Below are 24,067 nucleotides of genomic sequence, written 5' to 3'. Positions count from 1 at the left end.
ATTCACGAAGGAGTTGTTTTAAATGCATAAATTTATCGCCATGGTCGGAACCAACTCAGATGAATCGACCAACCGGAAGTTATTGCAATTCATGCAAACCCATTATGCGGATCAAGCAGAAATGGAATTAATGGAAATCAAGGATTTACCCGTATTTAATAAGCCTGAAAGTCTTCAGATTCCTGAACAAGCCCAAGCGATGGCAGCTAAGATCGAAGAGGCTGATGGTGTGATTATCAGTACGCCAGAGTATGATCATTCGGCACCAGCTGCGTTAATGAATGCGTTGGAATGGCTCTCATTTCATATCAAGCCCTTTGCTGACAAACCCGTTATGATTATGGGTGCTTCTTATGGTGCACTCGGAACATCACGGGCCCAAGCTCATTTGCGTCAGATTTTAGACTCACCAGAATTGAAAGCCCGGATTATGCCGAGTTCAGAATTCATGCTCGGTCACTCATTACAAGCGTTTGATGATGCAGGTCAGTTAACCGACAATCAAAAAGTAGCCCAGTTGGACAGCTTATTTGGTGAGTTCCAGATGTTTGTAGAAATTACCAAGAAGCTCAAGAATTCTCACGCTGCTACTTATCAAGATGTACGTGGCATGGACTGGACAAAATTATAGAGGGGAGTCTTATTGATGAAGTTAGTTGGAATTGCGGGTTCAATCGAAGATAAATCATATAACCGTTTACTATTAAAATTTATGGCGAACCATTTCAGTGATACGGTTGACATGGAAGTTTTGGATATTCAAGACGTGCCAATGTTCAATCAGAGTAACGACCAAACCGAGGGCGAAGCCGTTCAGTATTTGAAACGTAAGATTTTACAAGCCGACGGGGTCATCATTGCGACGCCAGAACATAATCATACGATTACGGCAGCGTTGAAGAGTGTGATCGAATGGCTGTCATTTAAGATTCATCCACTATCAGGAAAACCAGTGATGATCGTGGGTGCTTCATATTACGAACAAGGCTCATCACGAGCACAGTTGAATTTGCGCCAAATCTTAGAATCACCTGGTGTTGACGCCGTTGTGATGCCTGGTAACGAGTTCTTACTTAGCAACGTTAAGGATGCGTTTGACGACCAGAATAATCTGAAGGATGCGCGGACCGTTTCATTCTTGCAGAGTACGTTAGGCAAGTTTGCAACCTTTGTTAAGATGGTCAACGCCATGGATGCGGAAGCTCATGCGGACGATTGGAAAAAAGAAGACCTAGAAGCTAAGGGTGAAGTTGAGACGACAATCAAGGGTGTCGATATGCACGCCGCTGATTGGGTTGAACAAGCCGCAGCTAAGACGAACGCAGCGGAAGGTGACGATTACGTTAAGTTAGATCGTGGTGTGCTGACGGTCAATCAATTGAATTGGTTCTTGAACTCGATGCCAATGGAATTAACGTATGCTGATGCGAATAACCAATTCCTCTACTATAACCACCAGATGGATGGTGATAAGATGTTGGCATCACGGACACCAGCTCAAGCTGGTAATCCATTAGCTGACTGTCATCCAAAGCGGGCGGTTCCGGGTGTTAAACGGGCTGTGCACATGTTACGGACGGGCGAAACCGACCTCTTCAAGTTGCCGGTTCCAGGGATTCCTGACAAGTACATCATGCATTACTACCAAGCTTTGCATGACGACAAGGGCGAATACAAAGGGATCAATGAGTTTGTATTAGACTTGTTACCAATCGTTAACTACTACTTGAAGCAAACTGGGCAAGTATTGGCTGCTGATCCTAATGCCAAGACTGACGCCGTTTCCGGTGCTTCAACGAAGGCTGCAGTAGCGCCTAAACCAGATGAAGTAACGGGTGCCTCAGCTGACACGGATGCTAAGCCAGTTGAACCAGCTGTAGATGAAGTTTCCGGCGCTTCAGCTGATGTGGATGCTGAACCAAAGGCAGTGGTGGTGCCGACACCTGAACCAGAAGTGGACAGTGTTTCAGGAGCATCGTCGAACTAGTATTGCAGTAATTTATAACCGAATGCTGAATATGAGTAATAACTTAGGACTGTGAAATCAGATGATGATCTTGCAGTCCTTTTTTGATGCTGCTAATTATGCTATGAATTGGTTAAATAAACTGTTCGAGACAGATTAATTGAGTCGAAATCCATTTAAAGTGTTAAGGTAATAGTGCGAATAGTAAATAATGTAACTTACTGGACTGAATGGAGATAACGTGTGGAATTTATTCTAGAAATTATAGTGATGATAGGGATACTGACAAGCTTAATTTTTATGATTATGTTTTTGATTGCAAGACGTGCCATACTTGATGACCGTCAAACTTATCATAAAACAATGTCAGTACGACAGATCAAGCGTAGCCGACGCTTTATGCAACGTAGTGAGTTGAAAAAGCATCCCAGATTACGGCGATTACGCTATATTCAATTTGTCAGTGTTGCGTTAATGCTTGCTGGTTTTGTAGGTTCAAATTTGTCGTTTCAAAATATGCATGCGACGTGGCCGGTTAAATTTGGGAGTGGGTTAGCCTTGCTAGTTGGTGGTTGTGGCGTGATTGCGGTCAAATGGAAGCTAAATCGGTTCATAATTGATTTAGAAACGGCAGCAGATGCGCAAGAACCTAGTTCACTGTTAGCGACACCAGCTGCACTATTAAAGCGGGAGTTGCGTTACTTTAAGGGATATACGATCAGTATAGGAATTCTTGTAGCTTGTCTGTTTTTACAGCTGCAATTTTTACCCACAACGGTGATAGCGCAAGTCAACACTACGACCTCATCTTCTAATGGCAATGTCCAACAAATTCAACAAGTCAAACCTGTGGCTACGAAGACAACGACTGGTGAGAAAATGGCAATGTTTACGCAATATCATAAAGTGATTACAACGTATGATCTGTCAACGGATGAAGTGACTTATAAATATCATGTTATCCAAGATGGAAAAATAACATGGTACGTTTTAACTGGAGATTCTGAGGATTACACTAGTGCGCATTTCTACTATTTGGTTAAAGTTGATGCCCATCAAAACGTTCAAATGTATGATTTCTTGGATGAACAAGGTGCTAAGACTGGTTTGAACGGTTTAGTGCCTGCATATCGCTCGCTTAAGGGAACAAAGGTCAAACTAGGCAGTTTGGTGGCAGCGTACACGAAGCAACCTGAATTTAGTGGTTATGTTCGCCAAATGCACTCTGGTGAAAACTGGCAGTTACCTAGCAAAAAGTAGTCAAAGAAACTGATTAAGACAAAGTTTAACGTAGGAAAATAGCATTGCAGGGTGTCTTTATAGCCGCATAATGGCTCGATTGCGTTAAGATTAAACTAATTTAGGAGGTACGAACGAATGGCAGTGTTTACAGATACAGATAAGGTGCAGATTTTAAGTGATTTGGTAAAGATCAAGTCGGTAAATGACAATGAGGTTGAAGTTGCCCAGTATTTACAACAATTATTTGCTGATCATGGGATTAAAGCCGAGCTGATGCCTGTCAGTGAGAATCGTAGTAACTTGGTGGCTGAGATTGGGACGACTGGTCCGGTGCTCGGAATTTCTGGACACATGGACGTAGTGGCGCCAGGTGATTTAGCCGACTGGGACAGTGATCCCTTTACGCTGACAGAACGTGACGGTAAGCTATATGGTCGTGGTGCAACGGATATGAAATCAGGATTAGCAGCGATGGTGATCTCAATGATTGAAATTGACGCTGCTCATACCTTGACGAACGGCCGGATTCGCTTGATGGCAACCATCGCAGAAGAGGTTGGCGAGACCGGTTCACAGAAATTCTATGAAGCGGGCATGATGGATGATGTTGACGCTTTATTGATTGGTGAACCTTCAGGATATAACGTGGCCTTTGCGCATAAAGGCTCGATTGATATTAAGCTGACTTCAACCGGGATGGCTGCCCACAGTTCAATGCCAGAACAGGGCTACAATGCGCTGGACCCATTGATTGAAGTCTTATATCAGGCTAACCATGCGTTCCGAGATACGGATCGTACGAGTGCCTTGCTTGGACCACTAGTCTTCAATACAACCATCGTTAATGGTGGCGATCAGGTCAACTCAATTCCAGCTAAGGCTGAGGCCGATATCAATATTCGTTCGATTCCTGAATTTGATAACGACGAAGCGATTGCGACCTTACAACAGTTGGTTGATCAGCAAAATCAGCAGGGTGCACGATTACAGATGGACGTCTTCATGTCCCAGAATGCGGTCGAAGCGCCTAAAGATACGAAGTTGAGTGATTTAGCTGTTAAAATTGGTGAACCATACGCGGGTCAACCAATTCCTAAGTTAGCGATTCCAGCGGTTACCGATGCGTCAAACTTGTTGAAGGGGAAGTCACACGATTTTCCATTCATTATGTTTGGACCAGGTAACGCAACGCCTCACCAAGTTAATGAAAATGTTGAGAAGAAAATCTACCTCGACTTTATCAGTCTGTACCAAGAACTGTTTGTGGCGTATTTCAAGTAAGTTTAGTAATGAGGTAACTATCTTAAGGATATTTACTAATGAACTATCAAAAAGGGAACCAATACTCAAAGTGAGTGTTGGTTCCCTTTTTTTTCGAATAAAGTCGAATTGTTCGACAATTACGATATTAGTTTAATTATAGCTAATTGGAAATATCCGTTGGAGTAGTGTTTAATAACGTTGCTAAACTAGCGAAAACAACCCTGCTCGACTGGGATGTGTTTGTTATAAAAAATACCATTAATTAAATAAACACGAACAATAAAACGTTGATTTATAGATAAAGTTAAGAAATTCGTTGACAGCGACCCGCGCTAATTGTTAAACTAATCATGAAAACACGGAAAGAGGGATTGGGATGGTAAAAGTTGGATTGATCATGGGTTCGATTTCTGATTGGCCAGTGATGGAGTTGGCTGCTAATCAACTGAGTGCACTTGGAATTGACTATGAGCGTCACGTTATTTCTGCTCACCGGATGCCACGGGCCTTACAAACGTATGGTGAACAGGCCGTTGATAACGGCTTGCAAGTGATTATCGCAGGCGCGGGTGGCGCAGCCCATTTACCCGGGATGTTAGCTGCTAATACGGTGTTACCAGTGATTGGGGTTCCAGTTAAGACCCGCGCACTGAACGGTGTCGACTCATTGTTGTCGATTGTTCAGATGCCGGCTGGTGTACCAGTAGCGACGATGGCCATCGGTGAAGCTGGGGCCAAGAACGCCGCGTTGATGGCGGCTCAAATCATTGGGCTCCAGGATGCAACGGTTCAACAAGCAGTCCTTGATTTTCGTACTCGACAACGGCAGGAGGCTGAACAGAGTGAACGCCAATTTTAAACACCCACTTTTACCACCCGCAACTATCGGCATTGTCGGTGGTGGTCAACTAGGTCAGATGATGGCATTGAGTGCCAAGGCCATGGGCTACCACGTTGGGATTCTCGATCCAACGCCACAAGCACCAGCTGGTCAAGTTGCTGATTTCCAAATTACCGCAGCGTATGAAGATACGGCGGCTCTAATGGAATTAGCCAAACGCAGCGATGTGCTAACTTACGAATTTGAAAATGTGGATGAGGATGCTTTAATTGCAGCGCAACGTTACGCACAACTTCCTCAGGGCACCGAGTTGTTACATATTACGGGTGACCGATTAAATGAGAAACAATTCCTCCACGACCACGGCATCCCGGTAACCCCATTTGCCCCGGTTAACGATCAGCAATCCTTGAATTACGCCTTAAATCGGGTAGGGACACCCGCAATTCTTAAAACGGTGACGGGTGGCTACGATGGTCACGGTCAGGCTGATATCAATGAAGCCCAACCGTCAGATGATGCGTTAGCTTTGTTGGATAAACCATGTATCTTAGAAGCACGGCAAGAATTTCGTACCGAAGTTTCCATGATGGTGACGCGGAGTGCGGCTGGGGTGGTCACGACCTTCCCACTGGTTGAGAATCGCCACCAACACCACATTCTCCATACGACGATTGCACCAGCTAATGTCCAGCAAACCGTTCATGAAATGGCGCGCAAGATGGCCGTTTCCATCGCGAATGCCTTGGAACTGCGTGGGGTACTTGGAATCGAGTTCTTCGTACTTCCAGATGACACGCTGCTAGTGAATGAACTCGCACCGCGTCCGCACAACTCGGGACACTACACGATTGAAGCCTGCAACATTTCACAGTTTGAGGCTCATATCCGCAGTATCTGCGGTTTGCCAATTCCAGCGATCACACAGACGAGTCCGGCGGTGATGCGAAACTTGTTAGGAGCAGATCTCACGTTAGCTCGGCAACATTTAATTGACCATCCAGAGTGGCATTTCCATGATTATGGCAAAGCGGCCGTAAAGCCCCAACGCAAGATGGGACACGTAACGGTCTTAAATGAAGATATTGATTCGGCGTTAACCTCGTTGGCATTGTTGAAGGGAGAACAATAATTATGACGGCAACAATTGAGAAGCAGGAATTACTTTATACAGGTAAGGCAAAGCAGATGTACGCAACCAATGATCCCGAAGTTTTATGGGTTGAATACTTAGACCAAGCAACCGCTCTAAACGGCAAACGTAAGGTTGAAATTGCACAAAAGGGTCGTCTCAATAACCGAATTTCTACGCTGATCTTTAAAGATTTGGCTGCTCACGGTATCGAAAATCACTTCATTGACCAACCTTCTGATTACGTTCAGTTGGTTCGCAAAGTAACCATGATTCCGTTAGAAACCGTTGTTCGTAATGCAGCTTCTGGTAGTTTTGAACGTAAATTTGCGGCGGAACATCTGACTAAGTTTGCGGAACCCGTCCTCGAATTCTTCTACAAGAGTGACGAACTCGATGATCCGTTTATCAATGATTCACAAGTTTTAGCGTTGAAGGTTGCCACTGCTGAAACGATTGCCGAAATGAAACGCCAAGCCTTACTCGTTAATCAACGTTTGACCACGATCTTTGCTGAGATGGGGATTCAATTAGTTGATTTTAAAATCGAATTCGGCATGACGGCAGCGGGGCAAGTGTTACTAGCTGATGAAATTTCCCCAGATAGTTGCCGGTTAGTTGACCTAAAGACGGGGGACTCCTTGGATAAGGATGTCTTTCGTAAGGGCCTCGGTGACTTAGCGCCGGTCTATCAAGAAGTGTTAACTCGTTTAGCAACCGTTGAGGAGGATCAACATGTATCTGATTAAAATCTACGTGACTTACAAACAATCGATCCTTGATCCTAAGGGCGAAGCCGTCAATGACGCGTTACACCGACTAGGTTATAACAATGTTGAACAGGTGGAATTAGGTAAGTATTTTGAAATCAAGCTGTGCGCGGATGATCGACCAGTTGAGACTGAAGTAGATGAGATGTGTGATCAGTTGTTAGCGAACGTCAACATGGAAACTTATCGTTACGAAATTACCGAGATGGAGGCCCTGTAACCATGAAATTTGCCGTCATAGTATTTCCTGGCTCTAACTGTGATTATGATATGGTCAACGCGTTACGTGATGTTTTGCACGCAACTGCTGACTTAGTTCCCGCAACTGCGACTTCGCTAGCCGGTTACGATGCGGTGATTTTACCAGGTGGCTTTTCTTACGGTGACTACTTGCGTAGCGGGGCGATTGCACGATTTGCACCGATTATGGCAGCAGTAAAGGCAGTTGCGGCGACTGGCAAACCCGTTGTTGGGATCTGTAATGGGTTTCAAGTATTGACCGAAGCTGGCTTACTTCCTGGTGCGCTCCAAGCAAACCGAACGGCTAAGTTTATTTGTAAGACTAGTCCGTTACGCATTGCTAATGCAGAAACTCAATTTACCAGTGCGTATGGCACGACTACTGAAATTGCATTACCAATCGCACACGGTGAAGGTAATTATTATTGTGATGAGGCGACGTTGGCGGAACTGCGCGCTAACCACCAAATTGTCTTTGAATACGTCGACAATCCCAATGGTAGTACTGCAAACATTGCCGGTGTCATGAATCAAGCGGGTAACGTCTTGGGGATGATGCCCCATCCAGAACGAGCCGTTGAAGCAATCTTAGGATCAACCGATGGACTCGGAATCTTTCAATCAATGCTCACTCATGAGGAGGTTGCCAATGCTTAAGCAACGTACGTTATCACCAACCGAATTACGGGATTCAAAGGCTTACCGTGACTGGGGATTGACTGATGCTGAATATCGACTTTTAACGGATGAGGTTTTGGAGCGCCTCCCCAACTATACGGAAGCCGGCTTGTTTTCTGGCATGTGGAGTGAACATTGTTCTTACAAGAATTCCAAGCCTGTACTTAAAAAGTTCTGGACGCAGGGTGAACAAGTGTTAGAAGGTCCTGGTGAAGGTGCTGGGATTATTGATATCGGTGACGGTCAGGCCGTTGTTTTTAAAGCTGAAAGCCACAACCATCCTTCCGCAGTGGAGCCGTATGAAGGGGCTGCTACCGGGGTTGGTGGTATTATTCGCGACATCTTCTCAATGGGTGCGCGACCAATTGCTTTGTTAGATAGCCTGCGTTTTGGTGAACCGACCGATGCCCACACGAAGTACTTGATCTCTCAAGTCGTTGCTGGGATTGGTGGTTATGGGAACTGTATCGGGATTCCAACGATCGGCGGCGACACCGTCTTTGATGCCAGTTATCAGAAGAATCCGCTGGTTAACGCGATGTGCGTCGGTATTTTAGACCAGGCTGACATTCAAAAGGGTCAAGCGACTGGGATTGGCAACAGTGTGATTTACGTCGGTGCTAAAACTGGACGTGATGGGATCAATGGGGCTTCATTCGCTTCAGCTGAATTCAACGATGCCAAGGCTAGCCAACGTTCAGCGGTTCAAGTAGGGGATCCCTTTATGGAAAAACTGCTGATGGATGCCTGCTTAGAAGTAATCCACGAGCACCAAGCTGTTCTGATCGGTATTCAGGATATGGGTGCCGCGGGCTTAGTGTCATCGTCTGCTGAAATGGCCTCGAAAGCGGGTAGTGGTCTGGAGCTTAATCTTGACCTCGTCCCACAACGGGAGACGGGTATGATCCCGTTTGAACTGATGCTGTCAGAATCACAGGAACGGATGCTGCTGTGTGTGAAGGCTGGTGCCGAAGCTGAAATCTATCAAGTTTTTGAAAAATACGGCTTGGATGCAGTCACCATCGGTAAAGTTACGGATGGTCATCAGTACCAGTTGTTCCACCACGGTAAGTTAGTGGCGGACGTGCCAGTTGATGCTTTGGCAACCAAAGCGCCTGTCTATCAACGGGATAAGAAGCGACCAGCACGCTTGAATCATCAGAGTCACCACCAGTTCATGCCACGGATCGTGGATGCGACGGGTGCGCTTAAAAAGATGCTACAACAACCAACGATTGCTTCGAAAGCATCGCTGTATGAGACTTACGATTCTCAAGTTCAGACGAATACGGTCGTCAAACCCGGTTCTGATGCCGGGGTAATCCGGATTCGTCATACCGATAAGGCCTTAGCCGTCACGACTGATGTTAACGGTCGTTACCTCTATTTGAATCCAAGGGTTGGTGGCGAGATTGCGGTTGCCGAAGCTGCCCGTAACATCGTTGCTTCCGGTGGTCTACCACTAGGAATTACGGATTGCTTGAACTATGGTAATCCTGAAAAGCCAGATCAGTTCTACGATTTGGATGAATCAGCGATGGGAATTGCTCGTGCTTGCCAACTCTTCAATACGCCAGTTATTTCTGGTAACGTGTCGCTCAATAATGAATCTAACGGTGAGGCCATCTACCCAACACCAATGATTGGGATGGTCGGTTTAATTAAACACCAAAAAGATATTACGACCAGTGATTTCAAACACGCTGGTGATGCGGTTTACGTCCTGGGAACAACGGGTGCCGACTTTAATGGGACCGAGTTACAAAAGATGCTGACGGGCTCAATTGCGGGTGAACTCTTTGACTTCGACCTCGTAACTGAAAACCGTAATCAACGCTTATTGTTAGCCGCGATTCAAAAAGGGCTAGTTGCCAGCGCTCACGATGTCTCTGAAGGTGGTTTGATTACGACCATCGCTGAATCATGTTTCCCACAGAACTTGGGTGTAGAACTGACCAGTGACTTACCAGCAGCCAACTTCTTTGCGGAGACCCAATCACGTTTTGTCATTTCCGTGACGCCGGAACATCAAGCTGCTTTTGAACAGATGATGGAGCCATACGCGACTTATTTAGGAAAAGTCACGGCAGCTGACCGCTTATTAGTTCGGACGGCCGATCAGGACTTTGATTTGAAGGTTAGTTTTGCCAAACAATTGTGGGAAGGGGCCTTACCATGTCTACTGAGCTAAAGAGTTTAAATGAAGAGTGTGGGGTCTTCGGCGTTTGGGGTTCACCAGACGCTGCGCAACTGACTTACTTTGGCTTACATGCCCTGCAACATCGTGGACAAGAGGGTGCCGGAATTACGGCCAATGACCATGGTGAATTGCGTACGGAACGGGGACTAGGATTATTGGCCGATGTTTTCCGTGATCCACAACGGTTAGCACAACTGACGGGAACCGCGGCGGTGGGTCATGTTCGTTACGCCACTGCTGGTAATCATGGTTTAGAAAATATTCAGCCATTGAGCTTTAACTTCAGTGATTCACAATTTGCACTAGCACATAACGGTAACTTGACGAATGCAGTTACGTTACGCAGCAGCTTAGAACAACGGGGAGCCATTTTCCACGCTAGCTCCGACAGTGAAATCTTGATGCATTTGATTCGACGCAGTCCCGCTGGTACGTTAACTGAGCAGCTTAAAGACGCCTTACGTCAAATTCATGGCGGCTTTGCTTACTTACTCTTAACAAACGATCGCTTGTTTGCAGCGTTAGATCCAAACGGGTTACGACCATTAGTTGTCGGTCAATTGCCTACCGGTGGCTACGTTGTTTGTAGCGAAACGTGTGCGTTGGATACGGTTGGGGCAACCTTTATTCAGGACGTTCAGCCGGGCGAATTACTGACGATTGACGATCATGGTTTGACGATTGATCACTACACAACGGATACGCAGCTGGCCATCTGTTCCATGGAGTTTATCTACTTTGCGCGGCCAGACTCCGATATTCACGGCGTCAACGTCCATTCAGCACGTAAACGGATGGGTGCTCAATTAGCTGTTGAACAGCCGGTCGATGCCGATATCGTTGTTGGGGTGCCGAACTCTTCGCTGTCAGCAGCGACGGGTTACGCCGAAGCGAGTGGGTTGCCTTACGAGATGGGACTGATCAAGAATCAGTATTCATCACGAACCTTTATCCAGCCGACACAAGCTTTGCGTGAGCAGGGGGTTCGGATGAAGCTATCTGCCGTCAAAGGGGTGGTTGCGGGTAAACGGGTCGTTCTGATCGATGACTCGATTGTGCGCGGGACCACTAGTAAACGAATCGTTAAATTATTAAAGGATGCGGGTGCTAAGTCAGTTCATCTACGGATTGCGTCACCACCATTGCGCTACCCTTGCTTTTACGGCATTGATATTCAGACGACTCGCGAACTGATTGCCGCGCAACAGACTTTACCAGAAATGTGCGAGACGTTCGGTGCCGACTCCTTGGGATTTCTAAGTGTTAAGGGGGTTGTTGACGCGGTTAGTTTGGACAGTGATGCGCCTGATGGTGGGCTATGTATGGCTTACTTTAATGGCAACTATCCGACACCTTTATATGATTACCAGGCAGAATATGATGCAGAAATCGAGCAGTTAACAGCGAATCATGAAGGGGTGAGCAAGTGAGTGATGCATACAAACGGGCGGGCGTTGATATTAATGCCGGTTACGAAGTATTAAAAACAGTCAAACAGATGAGCGGTAATGCTCAACTAGGCGCGTTTGGTGGCCTCTTCCCACTGACAGCTGATGCAGTTGCTAATGATCCAGTATTGGTTGCCGGAACGGATGGTGTTGGGACTAAGCTATTAGTTGCAATCGAAGCTCACCAGCACACAACCATTGGAATCGACTTAGTGGCAATGTGTGTTAACGATATCTTAGCGCAGGGCGCCACACCGCAATTTTTCTTAGACTATCTAGGATTAGGTCACACTGACCAACAACGCGTGAAGGATATTTTAGCAGGGGTTGTTGACGGTTGTCAGCAAGCACATACGGCGTTAATCGGTGGCGAAACCGCTGAGATGCCCGATATGTATGGTCAAGATCATTATGATTTAGCCGGCTTTGCTGTTGGAATCGCGAATCGTGCTGACTTGTTGAAACCAGACAATGTGCAAGCGGGGGACGTCTTGATTGGCTTACCATCGAACGGGCTCCATTCAAACGGTTTTAGCCTCGTACGCGAAATCTTGTTCAAACAGCATGACTTTAAATTGAATCATGTCTTTGAAGAACTAGGCCATGATTTGCAGACGGAATTACTGCGACCAACGACCATTTATGTCGACAGTGTCCAGCCGTTATTACAGGCCAAATTGGTTGCCAGCATTGCCCACATTACGGGCGGTGGTCTGATTGAAAATGTTGCTCGGGCTTTGCCTAGTGATCTAAGTGCAACTTTCAAAGCTGGCAGCTGGCCAGTACCCGCAATTATGACGCTACTAGCAGAGTTGGGTGACTTGACGATTACGGATCTACGGTCAACCTTTAACCTTGGTTTAGGCATGGTGTTAGCCGTTCATCCTGAAAATTTGGCGGCTGTAACGGCTAGTTTGACTGTTACTCAGCAAGCCTTTTATCAGGTTGGTAGTGTCCAAGTAGGAAACGACCCAGTCGTCTTTGAGGAGGCGGGCCATGCCAACTAAAATTGCAGTATTTGCTTCTGGAAACGGGACGAATTTTGTCGCACTCAAACAAGCAATCGTTAAACGGCAACTGGCTGTTGAGATTGCGCTACTGGTCTGTGATCAGGCGCAAGCACCCGTCATTGCTAAAGCGCAGGCGGTCAATGTTCCAGTACTGGTCGTCAACTTTCACGACTACGCGAATAAGGCAGCGGCCGAAGCGATTATCTTGACGGCGTTACAGCGCCAGCAAGTCGATGCCTTATTATTAGCTGGCTACATGCGAATTATCGGCTCGACTTTATTGACAGCTTATCCACATAAAATTATTAATATTCACCCGGCCTTATTGCCACATTTTCCGGGTCGTCATGGAATCGAAGATGCGTTTAACGCACGGGTTAATGAAACCGGTGTGACAATCCATTATGTCGATGCCGGTATCGATACTGGCCAAATTATTGCTCAGCGGACGGTACCCATCATTCCAACGGATACCGTCGATACGTTAGCAACTCGGATCCATCAATGTGAACATCAATTTTATCCCGACGTCTTACAGACACTCATTAATGAAGGAGCAATCTAAAATGACAAAACGTGCGTTGTTAAGTGTTTCAGATAAACAAGGTTTAACGGCTTTTGCTCAAGGATTAGTCGATCTAGGTTATGAACTGATTTCAACTGGTGGTACGAAAAAAACATTGGAAACCGCTGCCGTACCCGTTATTGGTATCGAAGAAGTTACGGGTTTTCCTGAAATGCTTGATGGTCGGGTCAAAACGTTACATCCGAAAGTTCATGCCGGCTTATTAGCTCGCCGGGACTTACCGAAACATATGCAACAACTAGCGGATGCTGGCATTCAGCCGATCGACATGGTCGTTGTCAACCTGTACCCATTCAAGGCAACGATTCAACAACCAGACGTTACACAGGCACAAGCGATTGAACAGATCGATATCGGTGGCCCTTCGATGTTACGTTCGGCCGCTAAGAACTTTGCGGCGGTACTACCAATTGTTGATCCAGCTGACTATGATCAGATTTTAGCTGACTTGCAGGCGGATGCCATCACGCCTGCATTACGGCAACGTTTAGCAGCGAAGGTCTTCCAGCATACCGCTGCGTACGACGCGTTGATCGCCCAATACTTAACAACTGAAGAATTTCCAGATAAATTGACGTTAACCTATGACAAGCAACAGGCCCTTCGTTATGGTGAAAATAGTCACCAGCAGGCCGCTTTCTACGTTAACGCCTTGCCAACTGATTTTTCAATCACTGGTGCCAAACAGATTCACGGTAAGGAACTCTCTTACAACAATATCAAGGATGCGGACGCTGCGTTACGGATGGTTAGTGAATACGACCGGCCGGCGGTAGTTGCCATGAAACACATGAATCCATGTGGTGTTGGTTTAGGCGACACGATTGAAACTGCTTGGGATAAAGCCTACGCGGCAGATTCAATTTCGATCTTCGGTGGCATCATTGCATTGAATCGTCCGGTTGACCTTGCAACTGCGGAAAAGATGCACGCCTTGTTCCTTGAAATTATTATCGCGCCAAGTTTTGACGATGACGCCTTAGAAGTATTAGCTAAGAAGAAAAATCTCCGTTTAATGACGGTCGACTTTGACCAAGTTCATACGGCCGATAAATTTGAAACCATCTCAGTTGGTGGGGGACTGTTACGTCAAGAAGTTGACGCAGCCTTTGAAACTCCAGCTGATTTTACCATCGTGACCAAGACCCAACCAACGGCAACTCAACTACAAGCCTTGGCATTTGGGCAACAAGTCGTCAAACACGTTAAGAGTAACGCCGTGGTCGTGACAACGGCAGACCGGACGTTAGGCATTGGTTCTGGCCAGATGAACCGAATCGATTCAACCAAGATTGCAATCGATAAGGCAATGAGTAAGGATGACTACGAGGACGCCATCTTAGCGTCTGACGCTTTCTTCCCAATGGACGACTGTGTGGAATACGCTGCTCAACACGGTATTCGGGCAATTGTTCAACCGGGTGGTAGTATTCGCGATAAGGATTCAGTTGCAATGGCTGATCGTTACGGCATTGCGATGGTCACGACAGGGGTTCGGCATTTCCGGCATTAATTAGGAGGAATTGTAATGGCAAAAGTACTGGTAGTTGGTGGTGGTGGCCGCGAACACGCGATTGCTAAAGCAATGTTGGCAAGCCCTCAGGTCAGTGCAGTCTACTGTGCACCTGGTAATCCTGGAATGACGCTGGATGCCATTCAAACGGTCGCAATTGATGAGATGGATTTTGCTGGTTTAGTAACCTTTGCCCGCGAAAATACGATTGCATTAACGTTTGTGGGCCCTGAAGTCCCCTTAGCAGCTGGCATTGTCGACTATTTTCAAGCAGCTGGTTTAGCTGTGTTTGGTCCTCATCAAGCGGCTGCTCGGTTAGAAAGTTCTAAGGTGTTTGCGAAACAGTTCATGCAACGTCATGGCATTCCAACGGCGGCTTATCAGCAATTTGATGATTTGGAAGCGGCACTGGCTTATAGTCAGGGACACGTTCTCCCTCAAGTCATCAAGGTTGATGGCTTGGCTGCGGGTAAGGGTGTCACGGTCGCAACTAGTTATTCACAAGCAGCGACCGCATTAACGACCGCTTTGGCAACTAGTTCGACCGTGCTAATCGAGGACTTTGTTGATGGCTTTGAGTTTTCACAGATGGTGCTAGTTGGTGGTGAACACTACGTCTTGTTGCCAACGGCGCAGGATCACAAGCGGTTAAACGATGGTGATCTGGGTCCGAATACCGGTGGCATGGGGGCCTACTCGCCAGTGCCCCAAATTACGCCAGCTATCATCCAGCAAACCGTTGCGACGATTATTGAGCCAACGATTGCGGGTTTAGCTGAAGATAATCTGAGCTTTGAAGGGGTAATCTATGTCGGTGGGATTTTAACCGCTGATGGGCCACAAGTTATCGAGTATAACTTGCGTTTGGGTGATCCAGAAACCCAGATCTTACTGCCACAATTACAGAGTGACTTTTACCAAGTTATCGGTGATTTATTGCAGCATCGTCAGCCAGTGGCTCAGTGGCAAACAACGGCGACTTATCTTGGTGTTGTACTGGCGGCTCCGGGTTATCCCGGGCCAACGAAAGCTGGAGTAGCGGTACCGACATTGGCTGGTGCTGATTATGCTAGTGTTGCTGGTAGTCCACAGCAATTAGTGAGTGCCGGCGGTCGGGTCATGATGGTCACGGCTCATGCAGCTGATTTGGCCGCGGCGCAACAAGCAGCTTATCAGCAAATTGACCAGTTAGCGGTCGGTGATTTGATTTACCGGACTGACATCGGTGCGAAGGGGTTAGCTACTAATCCTAATGAAGCATAATTCAGGCTGTTGAAAATAAGCTGTTGGTTGTGGTTGCTCGATTCATAATTGATTCAAACGAAACGTCCTTGTAGCGAGGGGCGTTTTTTAGTGGAGACGGTAAGCGGACCTAAAATTGACAGGGCCCCAACCGGTCTTTTATAATCAATGACGGATGGAAAATGCAGCGATACTTAAAAAAGAAGGTTCCTAAAAATGAAAATTGTTCTAACAGGTTCACTTGGTCATATTAACCAAACCTTAGTGCCGCTACTAGGACGGGCAGGGCATCAGGTAACGGTCATCAGTCATGATGCTAAACGCAGTGCACTGATTAAGGCATTTCGTGGGATTCCCGCAATCGGGAGTATTGATGACGTTGATTTTCTAACAGAAACGTTTAAGGGTGCGGATGTTGTTTACTTGATGTTGACGGGCATTACCGCGGCACCTGATATTTATGCCGCCGCTCAAAAACAGGCTGATATTTACGTGCAGGCAGTTAAAGCTGCTGGCGTGAAACGAGTCGTTAATCTCAGCAGTATTGGTGCCAATCTTGGACCAGAAGTTGGCTCTCTTTACATGTATAACCTGATTGAAAAGACGTTGACGACTGGTTTGCCAGATGTTGACTTAACCTTTATTCGACCAACTGGTATGTATTACAACTTATTGAGTAGTTTAGCTTCTGTTAAGCAATTGCACGCTATCTACACCAATGCTAATTTGTTGACGGTCAATTCATGGGTCGCACCAATTGACGTGACGAGGGTTCTTATTAAAGCGTTGACTGAACCTGTTGCGGGCGTGACGATGCAGTACGTTGCTAGTGATGAAAAGACGTACGCGGAAGTTGCTACGGCGTTGAGCCAGAGCTTGCAGATGCCAGACTTAAAAGTGGTTCAGATTACGGATGAAGCCATGACTGAAAACCTGGTAACGGCGGGAGTTCCAGCAGCATTTGCCAATGAGTACGTTAAAACGGTCGCTTATCAACGTGATCATAACTTTGCTGCCGACTATCAGGCCCATCATCCTAAGTTAGGTGACGTCAAATTGGCTGATTTTGCGCAGGTCTTTGCCGAGGCTTACCGGAGTGGCCAACAGGGATAGCCCTAATCAAATACAAATACTGGTCAAACAGAAAAACTGCACCCCGTTAGCTGGCAGCTAATGGCGTGCAGTTTTTTAGTTGAATGATAAGTTGTAAAGAATTAAGCCACGAACGCAAAGTAGAGAATGAAGACGACCATCATCGTCCACATCAAAGCGTTGACTTCACGCCAACGGCCTTTTACGGTCATCGTGATTGGGTAGAAGATGAAGCCGACAGCCAGACCTTCAGAGATACTGTAAGTCAACAGCATCATAATCATCGTGAAGAAGGCGGGTACTGCGATTTCAAACTTCGTCCAGTCGATGTACTGAACATTCGATAGCATCAAGATACCAACGATGATCAGAGCAGAAGCGGTCACGGCCGAAGTAATCACCGTAAGCACTGGTGAGAAGAAGGCGGCGACTGCAAATAGTAGGGCAACAAAGACGGATGATAACCCGGTACGGGCACCAACGGCAACGCCAGAAGTTGATTCAACGTAGGCGGTCGTTGGTGAAGTCCCGAAGATTGAACCCAAAGTAGTTGCTAGAGCACCACTGAATAAGGCTTTACCAACACCCTTAACTTCACCAGATTCTTGGTCGACCATCCCAGCTTCGGTGGCAACCCCAACTAGGGTACCCGAAGTATCGAACAGGCCGATGATGAAGAAGGTCAGAATAACGATCACCATCTGTAATGAGTTGATGTCACCTAAATGGGTAACGGCTTGACCAAAGATTGGTTGAACACTTGGGACAGCGCTAACGATCCCAGTTGGTAATGGGATAATTCCGAAGATCATTCCGACTGCAGCAGTGATGAACATGCCCCAGAAAATACCACCAGTAACGTTGGCAGTTACTAACATAACCCCAACGATAATCCCGAAAATAGCTAACAATACGGTTGGATTATGCAAGTTTCCGAGTGCAACCGCGTTTGATTTATCAGCAACGATAATCCCAGACGTTTGCAGACCTGAGAAGGCGATGAAGAGGCCGATCCCAGCTGAAACCGCGTATTTTAACGCACTGGGAATCAAGTTGATCAGTTTATCCCGTAATTTTGATAAGGTTAACAGAATAAAGAGAATCCCAGCAACGAAGACCCCAGCCAAAGCCGTTTGCCATGGAATATGCCATTCTTGAACCACCGTATAGGTGAAGAAGGCGTTGAGTCCCATTCCGGGAGCTAATGCAACTGGGAAGTTGGCAACTAGTCCCATCAACAAACTACCGACCATTGCGGCCAACACGGTAGCGGTAAAGACGGCTGTCTTACTCATGCCGGCACTACCCAATAGTTCGGGATTTACGGCTAAAATGTATGACATGGCGAGAAAGGTCGTCAGCCCCCCAATGAGCTCGCGACGAACCGAAGTATGGTTTGCGCGTAAATGAAATAATTGTTCTAAGATAATAATTCACTCCTAAAAAAATAATAAAAAGTTAACAATCAAACAATTATTTAGTATAACATACTGGTTTTTAAGGTAACAGGGTGCATTCGGATTTGGTTAATCGGTGGCTTTACTGATATTGAAAAAATAATAATGCGATGTCTCAGCGAATAATGCACCGATTTCGCCTCCGGTGGTCAGTACTAGCTCAGCTGTGGGGACCGGGTTAAGCCTGAAAAGCGGTCTTAACCCTCGTCTTGATCCTCGGCACAATTCGCCAATGATCAAGGACGCCCGTGGCCTAAGTCCGGAACATCACCGGACTAAAGCCACTTTCACAGCACCGCTAGTACTGCCCACCTCCGGCTAAATGGACTATTATTTTGGTAACTGTGGTGAATCTGAGCTTTCTTGAGCAAGTTGGGTATGAGTAAAAGAGATGGTTAAGTGAAGTCAGCTGGGGAAATGTGCCGTGTGGGCAATCTTAGGAGGCGTTCTTGGCCGCCTTAGATTGCGGGACGTCTTGGGAGACTTGTTCTTTAGGCTCCGAAGCGAGGCCCCAGACCGGACTTTGGCTGGGACCGGTCCCCACGGCACGTTTCCCTGGCTGACGGAACGGTGAATTGAGGACTAATATTAAATGTCAGTCAATGAACTACTGGGTTAAATCAATGATTTAGGCTTTAGTGAGGAAATAAAAAAGTTTGAGCATTTAGGCCCAAACTTTTACATAGATTAATGACTATTCAGTTTCGTTTAATCCCACGGCTTCGTCGTCAATCGTATTTTCAACGGCGTGGCGGTTAAATAATAGGTTGAGTAGGACGGCAGTCAGACTACCAACGACAACCCCGTTACTTAACATGATCTGTAAGGCACCAGGTAAGAATTGGAAGATATTAGTTTGGACGGTAACACCGAGGCCTAAACCGATTGAAACGGCGGAAACTAACAAGTTGTTGTTATTGCGGAAATCAACTTGAGCTAACATCCGAATTCCTTGAATCCCAACGATTCCGAACATGACAACCATTGCGCCACCTAAGACAGGGTCGGGAATAACGGTTGCGAGTGCGCCAATCTTAGGTAGGAGTCCTAAGACAACTAAGAATGCTGCTGAGAAGTAGATTGGTTTACGCGTCTTAACACCAGAAAGTTGAACGACACCGACGTTTTCTGAGAAGGTCGAGTAAGGGAACGTGTTGAACAAACCACCGAGAATAACGGCGATTCCTTCCGCACGGTAACCCCGTTTTAAGTCATCGCCTTCAATCTTCCGACCGGTAATATCACCGAGCGCGAAGAAGACCCCGGTCGATTCGACCATCGTGGTTAAGGAAACGAGAATCATTGTTAGAATTGATGACCATTGGAAATGGGGTGTCCCAAAGTAGAACAGCGTTGGTAAGTGGAACCAGCTAGCTTCCATAACTGGTTTTAGGGAAACCATGCCCATGGCGCCAGCGACTAAGGTACCCACTAAGATCCCGATTAAAATGGAAACGGACTTCATAAAACCACGCGCAAAGACACTGAGTAGGAGAATAATGGCAATCGTTAAGAAGCCGATGCCTAGCGCTTGCAAGTTACCAAAGTCTTTGGCAGTTGCATCGCCACCACCCAGATTTTGGAAGGCGACTGGAATTAAGGTGAAGCCGATGATTGTAATCAGTGAACCCGTTACGACTGGTGGAAATAAATTTTTAATCTTGGAGAAGAGGCCGGCAATCAGAAAGATGAAAATTCCGGCACCAATAATTGAGCCGTACATGGTTCCTAATCCGTAGGTCTTACCGATCTGGATCAGCGGGTTGACCGCCTGAACCGCACAACCTAAGACGACTGGCAAGCCGATCCCGGTTAATGGCGTTCGTTTTAACTGTAAGAACGTGGCGATCCCACACATGAAAATATCGATCGATACTAAGTAGGTCAGCTGTTCGGTGGTGAAGTGCAGGGCGGCCCCGATTAGGAGTGGCACAAGTACGTCACCAGAGTACATTGCTAACAGATGTTGAAACCCTAAAATTGCCGCTTTGACATTGGAAATCTTAGGTGCTACGGATACTTCCTTCAAATCAATCTTCCTCTCTCGACTAAGTTGATTTGCCTATAAAAAAAGTCACCCCGGCAAACGGGATGACCTCGTTTGCTTATAGTCCAACCTTTACGGGGCTGGGTAGAAACTCGTCAACCATATCATGACATTATATAGGCAATTACTTCTTATTTGATTGAGGTTAATTCTAGCATAGATGAAATCCGAATACAAACTGAACCGAATAAAATAATGTTCGTAAATTCGTGAACATGAGCGATTATTAAAATGAAAACGTTCACTTTAATGCTTGTTGGTTATGCCACAATAAGATGGCCATCGATAAAGTTTGGTTTTGTTCGGGATCGTCGAGATCAAGATTGAGCATCTTTTCGACTTTTTTGAGTCGATAGATAACGGTATTACGATGAATATCGAGGTGACCAGCGACTTCTGCAATATTTTGATGGTAATAAAAATAACTGTAGAGTGTCGTCAATAAATTGTTTTGCTCATTAGCGCTGATGCCAGTAACGATGCCGCCGAGGACTCGTTCGACGAATGAGCGTGATTCATTAGTGGGAATCAGCGACATTAATTCTTTAACGTACTTTGGTCGGTAGATCGTGATCGCGTTAGGACTCTGTTTACTGATAGTTAGGGCTTCAGCGGCTTCGTTATAGATGGTTGCTAATTCGGTCAATGGCAGCGTTGAATAACTGTAGCCGACCACTAAGCGAGTTGTTTTATCGAGCTTAGGTTGAACGAACTGCACCAGTGCCGTGAGAAAATGTTGTGCGTTCTGACGTTCATTGATCAGTAGGACTAGTCGTTGTTTAAGGGAGAACGCAATAACTGGAATCTGATATTCCTTAATGAACCAGAGCGTCAATTGTTGAACTTGTTCCAATAGATGATCGCTGAGGAGCGGCTGATGATTAGTAATCACGAGTAGGCTGGCACAGTGAAATTGGGTGCTGGGTTCGACATCTTGAGTTTTCAAAGTTTTATTGATTAAGTCGTTAGAAATGCCGCCATCCATAACGTTCAAGTAAAAACCACTCTGGTTACGAAAGGCTGATTCGTTGAGCATGTCAGTCCGACTGTTCACAAAACTAAGTGTATTGAGGACGACCTGGATTAACATCTGGTCCGTTGAATTATCAGGATTGAGATCTACAACACCAACGAAGGCTTTATTTTCTTTATAAGCTGAGAACAGTGGGGCGATGGTCAGATTGGCGACCTGATATGGAAGTGTGATGCGAGTATGTAAATTGAAATAATCGATTTTAGTTTCGTCACGCAAAAAGTCCGTCAGACTGTCACTCTCAAACGGTAAATTATGGGAGGCACTAACCACTCGGAAGTGACTATCCATCAAGAATAGTGGGTGTTCCAGTAGGTCGCTACACGTGTTGAGAACGTCCGTACTAGAAGGGTCTTTAAGTAATAAGTCAGCAAGCGTCTGGTTAGCCGTGACAATGCGACTGAGTTCGTTAGTCTGTGAGTTGAGAATGATGTTGAGCATTTTGCGCATTGTTTTAGAAATCAACTCGTCACTTGGTGTGATAATGATCGGTAGAGCTAATTCATTGGCTAAGTCAATCACTGCTTGTGGTAAGTGATCAATGTATCGCTGATCTTTCAAGCCAAGACCGGCACAGTTTGCCTTGTGCATGGCTTTAATGAGCGTAATTGGATCAGTTGCATTAACAAAAGGGTAGCCGTTAGTAATTAAAAATTGGTCAGCCGTTAAGTAGGCAGCGATGTCGGGTGATTCGATCATGCCAATCGTACTGATCTCTCGTTCAAGACCGCGTTCACCAGCAATTACCTGCATTGGCTGCATTGATGGTGTTTGTAATAGTGTTTGTAAACGCATGGTTTGGCCCCCTTGAATTAGTTATCTTTAACAAGTAGTATACCGATAATTTGGTAGTTTGACTATAATTAAATGAAAAATAGATTAAAAATAAATGAATTAACAGATTGAAATAGTTGCGCGTATTTATCATCACCATCAAATAAAGCTAATTATTGGAATAGTTGACAGAAGGTTAAGAAAAGGCTTTCATTTGTATAAGAAGAAATTTGATGAGGGAGTGTTTCTAAATGGCATTATTTAACGTTAGTTTCATGTCGATGGCGCTACATCGCACCGTCCCCGCTACGGTCATTCTACCAACGGACAAGGTTTACTTTGATGGGCAAACGTCGCGTCCTAGTGACAAACCTTTCAAAACGTTATATCTATTACACGGTATTCTGGGCAGTGAACAGGATTGGGTCACTGGAACACGTATTCAGCGCTGGGCAGAAGCACGTGACTTAGCAGTCGTCATGCCTGCGGGTGAGAATAGTTTCTATGTCGATCACGACTGGTCTGGCGAACTTTACAGTCAGCTGATTGGCGAGGAATTAGTTGATTTTACACGCAAGACGTTCCCACTATCACACGAACGGGCCGATACTTACATCGGTGGTCTATCGATGGGTGGTTATGGTGCTCTGTATAATGGCCTGAAATATCATCAAACGTTTGGTGCAATCGTCGCTTTGTCGGCAGCAATTCAAATTAGGGACGACATGACGCATTTACCAACTAACGCTGATTGGTTTGCCCGAACGCGACAATTTTGGCAAGGTATCTTTGGACCTGATCTAAGTAAAGTTGGTGCGAGCGACTTTAATCTGAAAGTGTTGGTACGACGTTTATTGACTGAAAAAGTGGCCTTGCCGGCAATCTATCAAGCCATCGGTGAACAAGACGATCTGTTTGCAGTTAATCAGGAATTCGATGTTTTTCTAACGCAAATGAAGGTTGCACACACCTACGTCACGGGACCAGGTGCGCATGAGTGGGACTTCTGGGACCGATACTTATACCAAGCCTTGGATTGGTTACCACTTGAAGCTCAGATTGCTGGTGCTTCAAGTGGCAATATCAAAGCTAAATAACAATATTTTTAGGATAAACTTTGCAGATAATAGCGTCCTGACAATGATTGGAACGTGGTGGGCACACTTAAAGCTCAGCAAAACCCCGCTGCAATCTTTAAGCTTGGCCTTATCCTAGCCGAGAAGACCACTCAGCCAAGGATAATTTCACCACTGAACATTGTCAGGACGCCCCTCACGGCTGGATGGCAGTAAGAAGTTACGTGTGCGCACCTAACTTTAAAACTAACCGGTTGTGATCACTAAAATGTATCTCGGAGGTGATTTTCCAATTGATAAGATGTTGATTAAAAACTGACTGGTGGTTATTGAGTAACTGTCAATTGAGTCATATTTGAATAGTGATCAATTAAATCAAAGTTAGGTGAAATATTATCAATATTTGAAGCTTAATTAGCCGTGAGGAGGAGTCTGACAACGCTCAGCTATGAAATTA

General features: G+C 45.9%; 20 protein-coding genes and 1 riboswitch. Of the genes, 17 read left to right on the top strand and 3 right to left on the bottom strand.

What is annotated here, in order from left to right; translation table 11 throughout:
* The first annotated feature begins 22 nt into the window (after positions 1-22).
* The 16 genes from ACG95_RS10065 to ACG95_RS09990 all read left to right on the top strand — a co-directional run bounded on the left by ACG95_RS10065 (position 23) and on the right by ACG95_RS09990 (position 17,244).
* The gene (locus ACG95_RS10065) at positions 23-631 is read left to right on the top strand and encodes an NADPH-dependent FMN reductase (protein WP_048000382.1); all 609 of its coding nucleotides are present in this window, start codon (positions 23-25) and stop codon (positions 629-631) included.
* Between the two features lie 15 nt (positions 632-646).
* Positions 647-1,987, top strand: coding sequence for an NAD(P)H-dependent oxidoreductase (locus tag ACG95_RS10060; protein WP_048000381.1), 1,341 nt, complete (start codon positions 647-649; stop codon positions 1,985-1,987).
* 291 nt (positions 1,988-2,278) lie between these two features.
* A complete protein-coding gene (locus tag ACG95_RS10055; protein ID WP_152668325.1) occupies positions 2,279-3,226 on the top strand; it encodes a hypothetical protein in 948 nt (315 codons plus the stop codon).
* 117 nt (positions 3,227-3,343) lie between these two features.
* A complete protein-coding gene (locus tag ACG95_RS10050; RefSeq protein ID WP_048000379.1) occupies positions 3,344-4,489 on the top strand; it encodes an ArgE/DapE family deacylase in 1,146 nt (381 codons plus the stop codon).
* Positions 4,490-4,847: 358 nt separating this feature from the next.
* The gene (gene purE / locus ACG95_RS10045; protein ID WP_048000378.1) at positions 4,848-5,330 is read left to right on the top strand and encodes a 5-(carboxyamino)imidazole ribonucleotide mutase; all 483 of its coding nucleotides are present in this window, start codon (positions 4,848-4,850) and stop codon (positions 5,328-5,330) included.
* Positions 5,314-6,444 carry a 5-(carboxyamino)imidazole ribonucleotide synthase gene (gene purK / locus ACG95_RS10040; RefSeq protein ID WP_048000377.1) on the top strand — a complete coding sequence of 377 codons (1,131 nt, stop codon included), beginning with the start codon at positions 5,314-5,316 and terminating at the stop codon, positions 6,442-6,444. The genes purE and purK overlap by 17 nt, the downstream gene beginning before the upstream one ends.
* A 2-nt stretch (positions 6,445-6,446) precedes the next feature.
* Positions 6,447-7,193 carry a phosphoribosylaminoimidazolesuccinocarboxamide synthase gene (gene purC, locus ACG95_RS10035; protein WP_048000376.1) on the top strand — a complete coding sequence of 249 codons (747 nt, stop codon included), beginning with the start codon at positions 6,447-6,449 and terminating at the stop codon, positions 7,191-7,193.
* Complete coding sequence (gene purS, locus ACG95_RS10030; protein WP_048000375.1) at positions 7,180-7,434, top strand: phosphoribosylformylglycinamidine synthase subunit PurS; 255 nt, start codon at positions 7,180-7,182, stop codon at positions 7,432-7,434. The genes purC and purS overlap by 14 nt, the downstream gene beginning before the upstream one ends.
* A 2-nt stretch (positions 7,435-7,436) precedes the next feature.
* Positions 7,437-8,111, top strand: coding sequence for a phosphoribosylformylglycinamidine synthase subunit PurQ (gene purQ, locus ACG95_RS10025; protein ID WP_048000374.1), 675 nt, complete (start codon positions 7,437-7,439; stop codon positions 8,109-8,111).
* Complete coding sequence (purL, locus tag ACG95_RS10020; protein WP_048000373.1) at positions 8,104-10,323, top strand: phosphoribosylformylglycinamidine synthase subunit PurL; 2,220 nt, start codon at positions 8,104-8,106, stop codon at positions 10,321-10,323. The genes purQ and purL overlap by 8 nt, the downstream gene beginning before the upstream one ends.
* Complete coding sequence (gene purF, locus ACG95_RS10015; RefSeq protein WP_048000372.1) at positions 10,308-11,762, top strand: amidophosphoribosyltransferase; 1,455 nt, start codon at positions 10,308-10,310, stop codon at positions 11,760-11,762. Before purL ends, purF begins: the two co-directional genes overlap by 16 nt.
* A complete protein-coding gene (gene purM / locus ACG95_RS10010) occupies positions 11,759-12,787 on the top strand; it encodes a phosphoribosylformylglycinamidine cyclo-ligase (RefSeq protein ID WP_048000371.1) in 1,029 nt (342 codons plus the stop codon). Before purF ends, purM begins: the two co-directional genes overlap by 4 nt.
* Positions 12,777-13,355, top strand: coding sequence for a phosphoribosylglycinamide formyltransferase (gene purN / locus ACG95_RS10005; protein WP_048000370.1), 579 nt, complete (start codon positions 12,777-12,779; stop codon positions 13,353-13,355). The genes purM and purN overlap by 11 nt, the downstream gene beginning before the upstream one ends.
* Position 13,356: 1 nt before the next feature.
* Entirely contained in the window at positions 13,357-14,889 is a 1,533-nt protein-coding gene (purH, locus tag ACG95_RS10000) for a bifunctional phosphoribosylaminoimidazolecarboxamide formyltransferase/IMP cyclohydrolase (protein ID WP_048000369.1), read from the top strand.
* Positions 14,890-14,904: 15 nt separating this feature from the next.
* On the top strand, positions 14,905-16,152 hold the full coding sequence (gene purD, locus ACG95_RS09995; protein WP_048000368.1) for a phosphoribosylamine--glycine ligase: 1,248 nt from the start codon (positions 14,905-14,907) through the stop codon (positions 16,150-16,152).
* 195 nt (positions 16,153-16,347) lie between these two features.
* Positions 16,348-17,244, top strand: coding sequence for an SDR family oxidoreductase (locus ACG95_RS09990; RefSeq protein WP_048000367.1), 897 nt, complete (start codon positions 16,348-16,350; stop codon positions 17,242-17,244).
* Positions 17,245-17,345: 101 nt separating this feature from the next.
* On the opposite strand, the gene ACG95_RS09985 is transcribed toward ACG95_RS09990, so the two are convergent.
* The 3 genes from ACG95_RS09985 to ACG95_RS09975 all read right to left on the bottom strand — a co-directional run bounded on the left by ACG95_RS09985 (position 17,346) and on the right by ACG95_RS09975 (position 22,555).
* Positions 17,346-18,656, bottom strand: coding sequence for an NCS2 family permease (locus ACG95_RS09985; protein WP_272946175.1), 1,311 nt, complete (start codon positions 18,654-18,656; stop codon positions 17,346-17,348).
* Between the two features lie 718 nt (positions 18,657-19,374).
* Positions 19,375-20,709, bottom strand: coding sequence for a nucleobase:cation symporter-2 family protein (locus ACG95_RS09980; protein ID WP_048000365.1), 1,335 nt, complete (start codon positions 20,707-20,709; stop codon positions 19,375-19,377).
* A gap of 59 nt (positions 20,710-20,768) precedes the next feature.
* Positions 20,769-20,867: riboswitch (purine riboswitch) on the bottom strand.
* Between the two features lie 101 nt (positions 20,868-20,968).
* The gene (locus ACG95_RS09975; RefSeq protein ID WP_048000364.1) at positions 20,969-22,555 is read right to left on the bottom strand and encodes a PucR family transcriptional regulator; all 1,587 of its coding nucleotides are present in this window, start codon (positions 22,553-22,555) and stop codon (positions 20,969-20,971) included.
* Positions 22,556-22,785: 230 nt separating this feature from the next.
* On the opposite strand from ACG95_RS09975, the gene ACG95_RS09970 reads away from it, so the two are divergent.
* A complete protein-coding gene (locus ACG95_RS09970) occupies positions 22,786-23,631 on the top strand; it encodes an alpha/beta hydrolase (RefSeq protein WP_048000363.1) in 846 nt (281 codons plus the stop codon).
* Positions 23,632-24,067: the final 436 nt, after the last annotated feature.

The sequence above is a fragment of the Lactiplantibacillus herbarum genome (assembly GCF_001039045.1).
GTDB lineage: Bacteria > Bacillota > Bacilli > Lactobacillales > Lactobacillaceae > Lactiplantibacillus > Lactiplantibacillus herbarum.
This window is presented reverse-complemented; position numbering and strand designations above follow the sequence as displayed.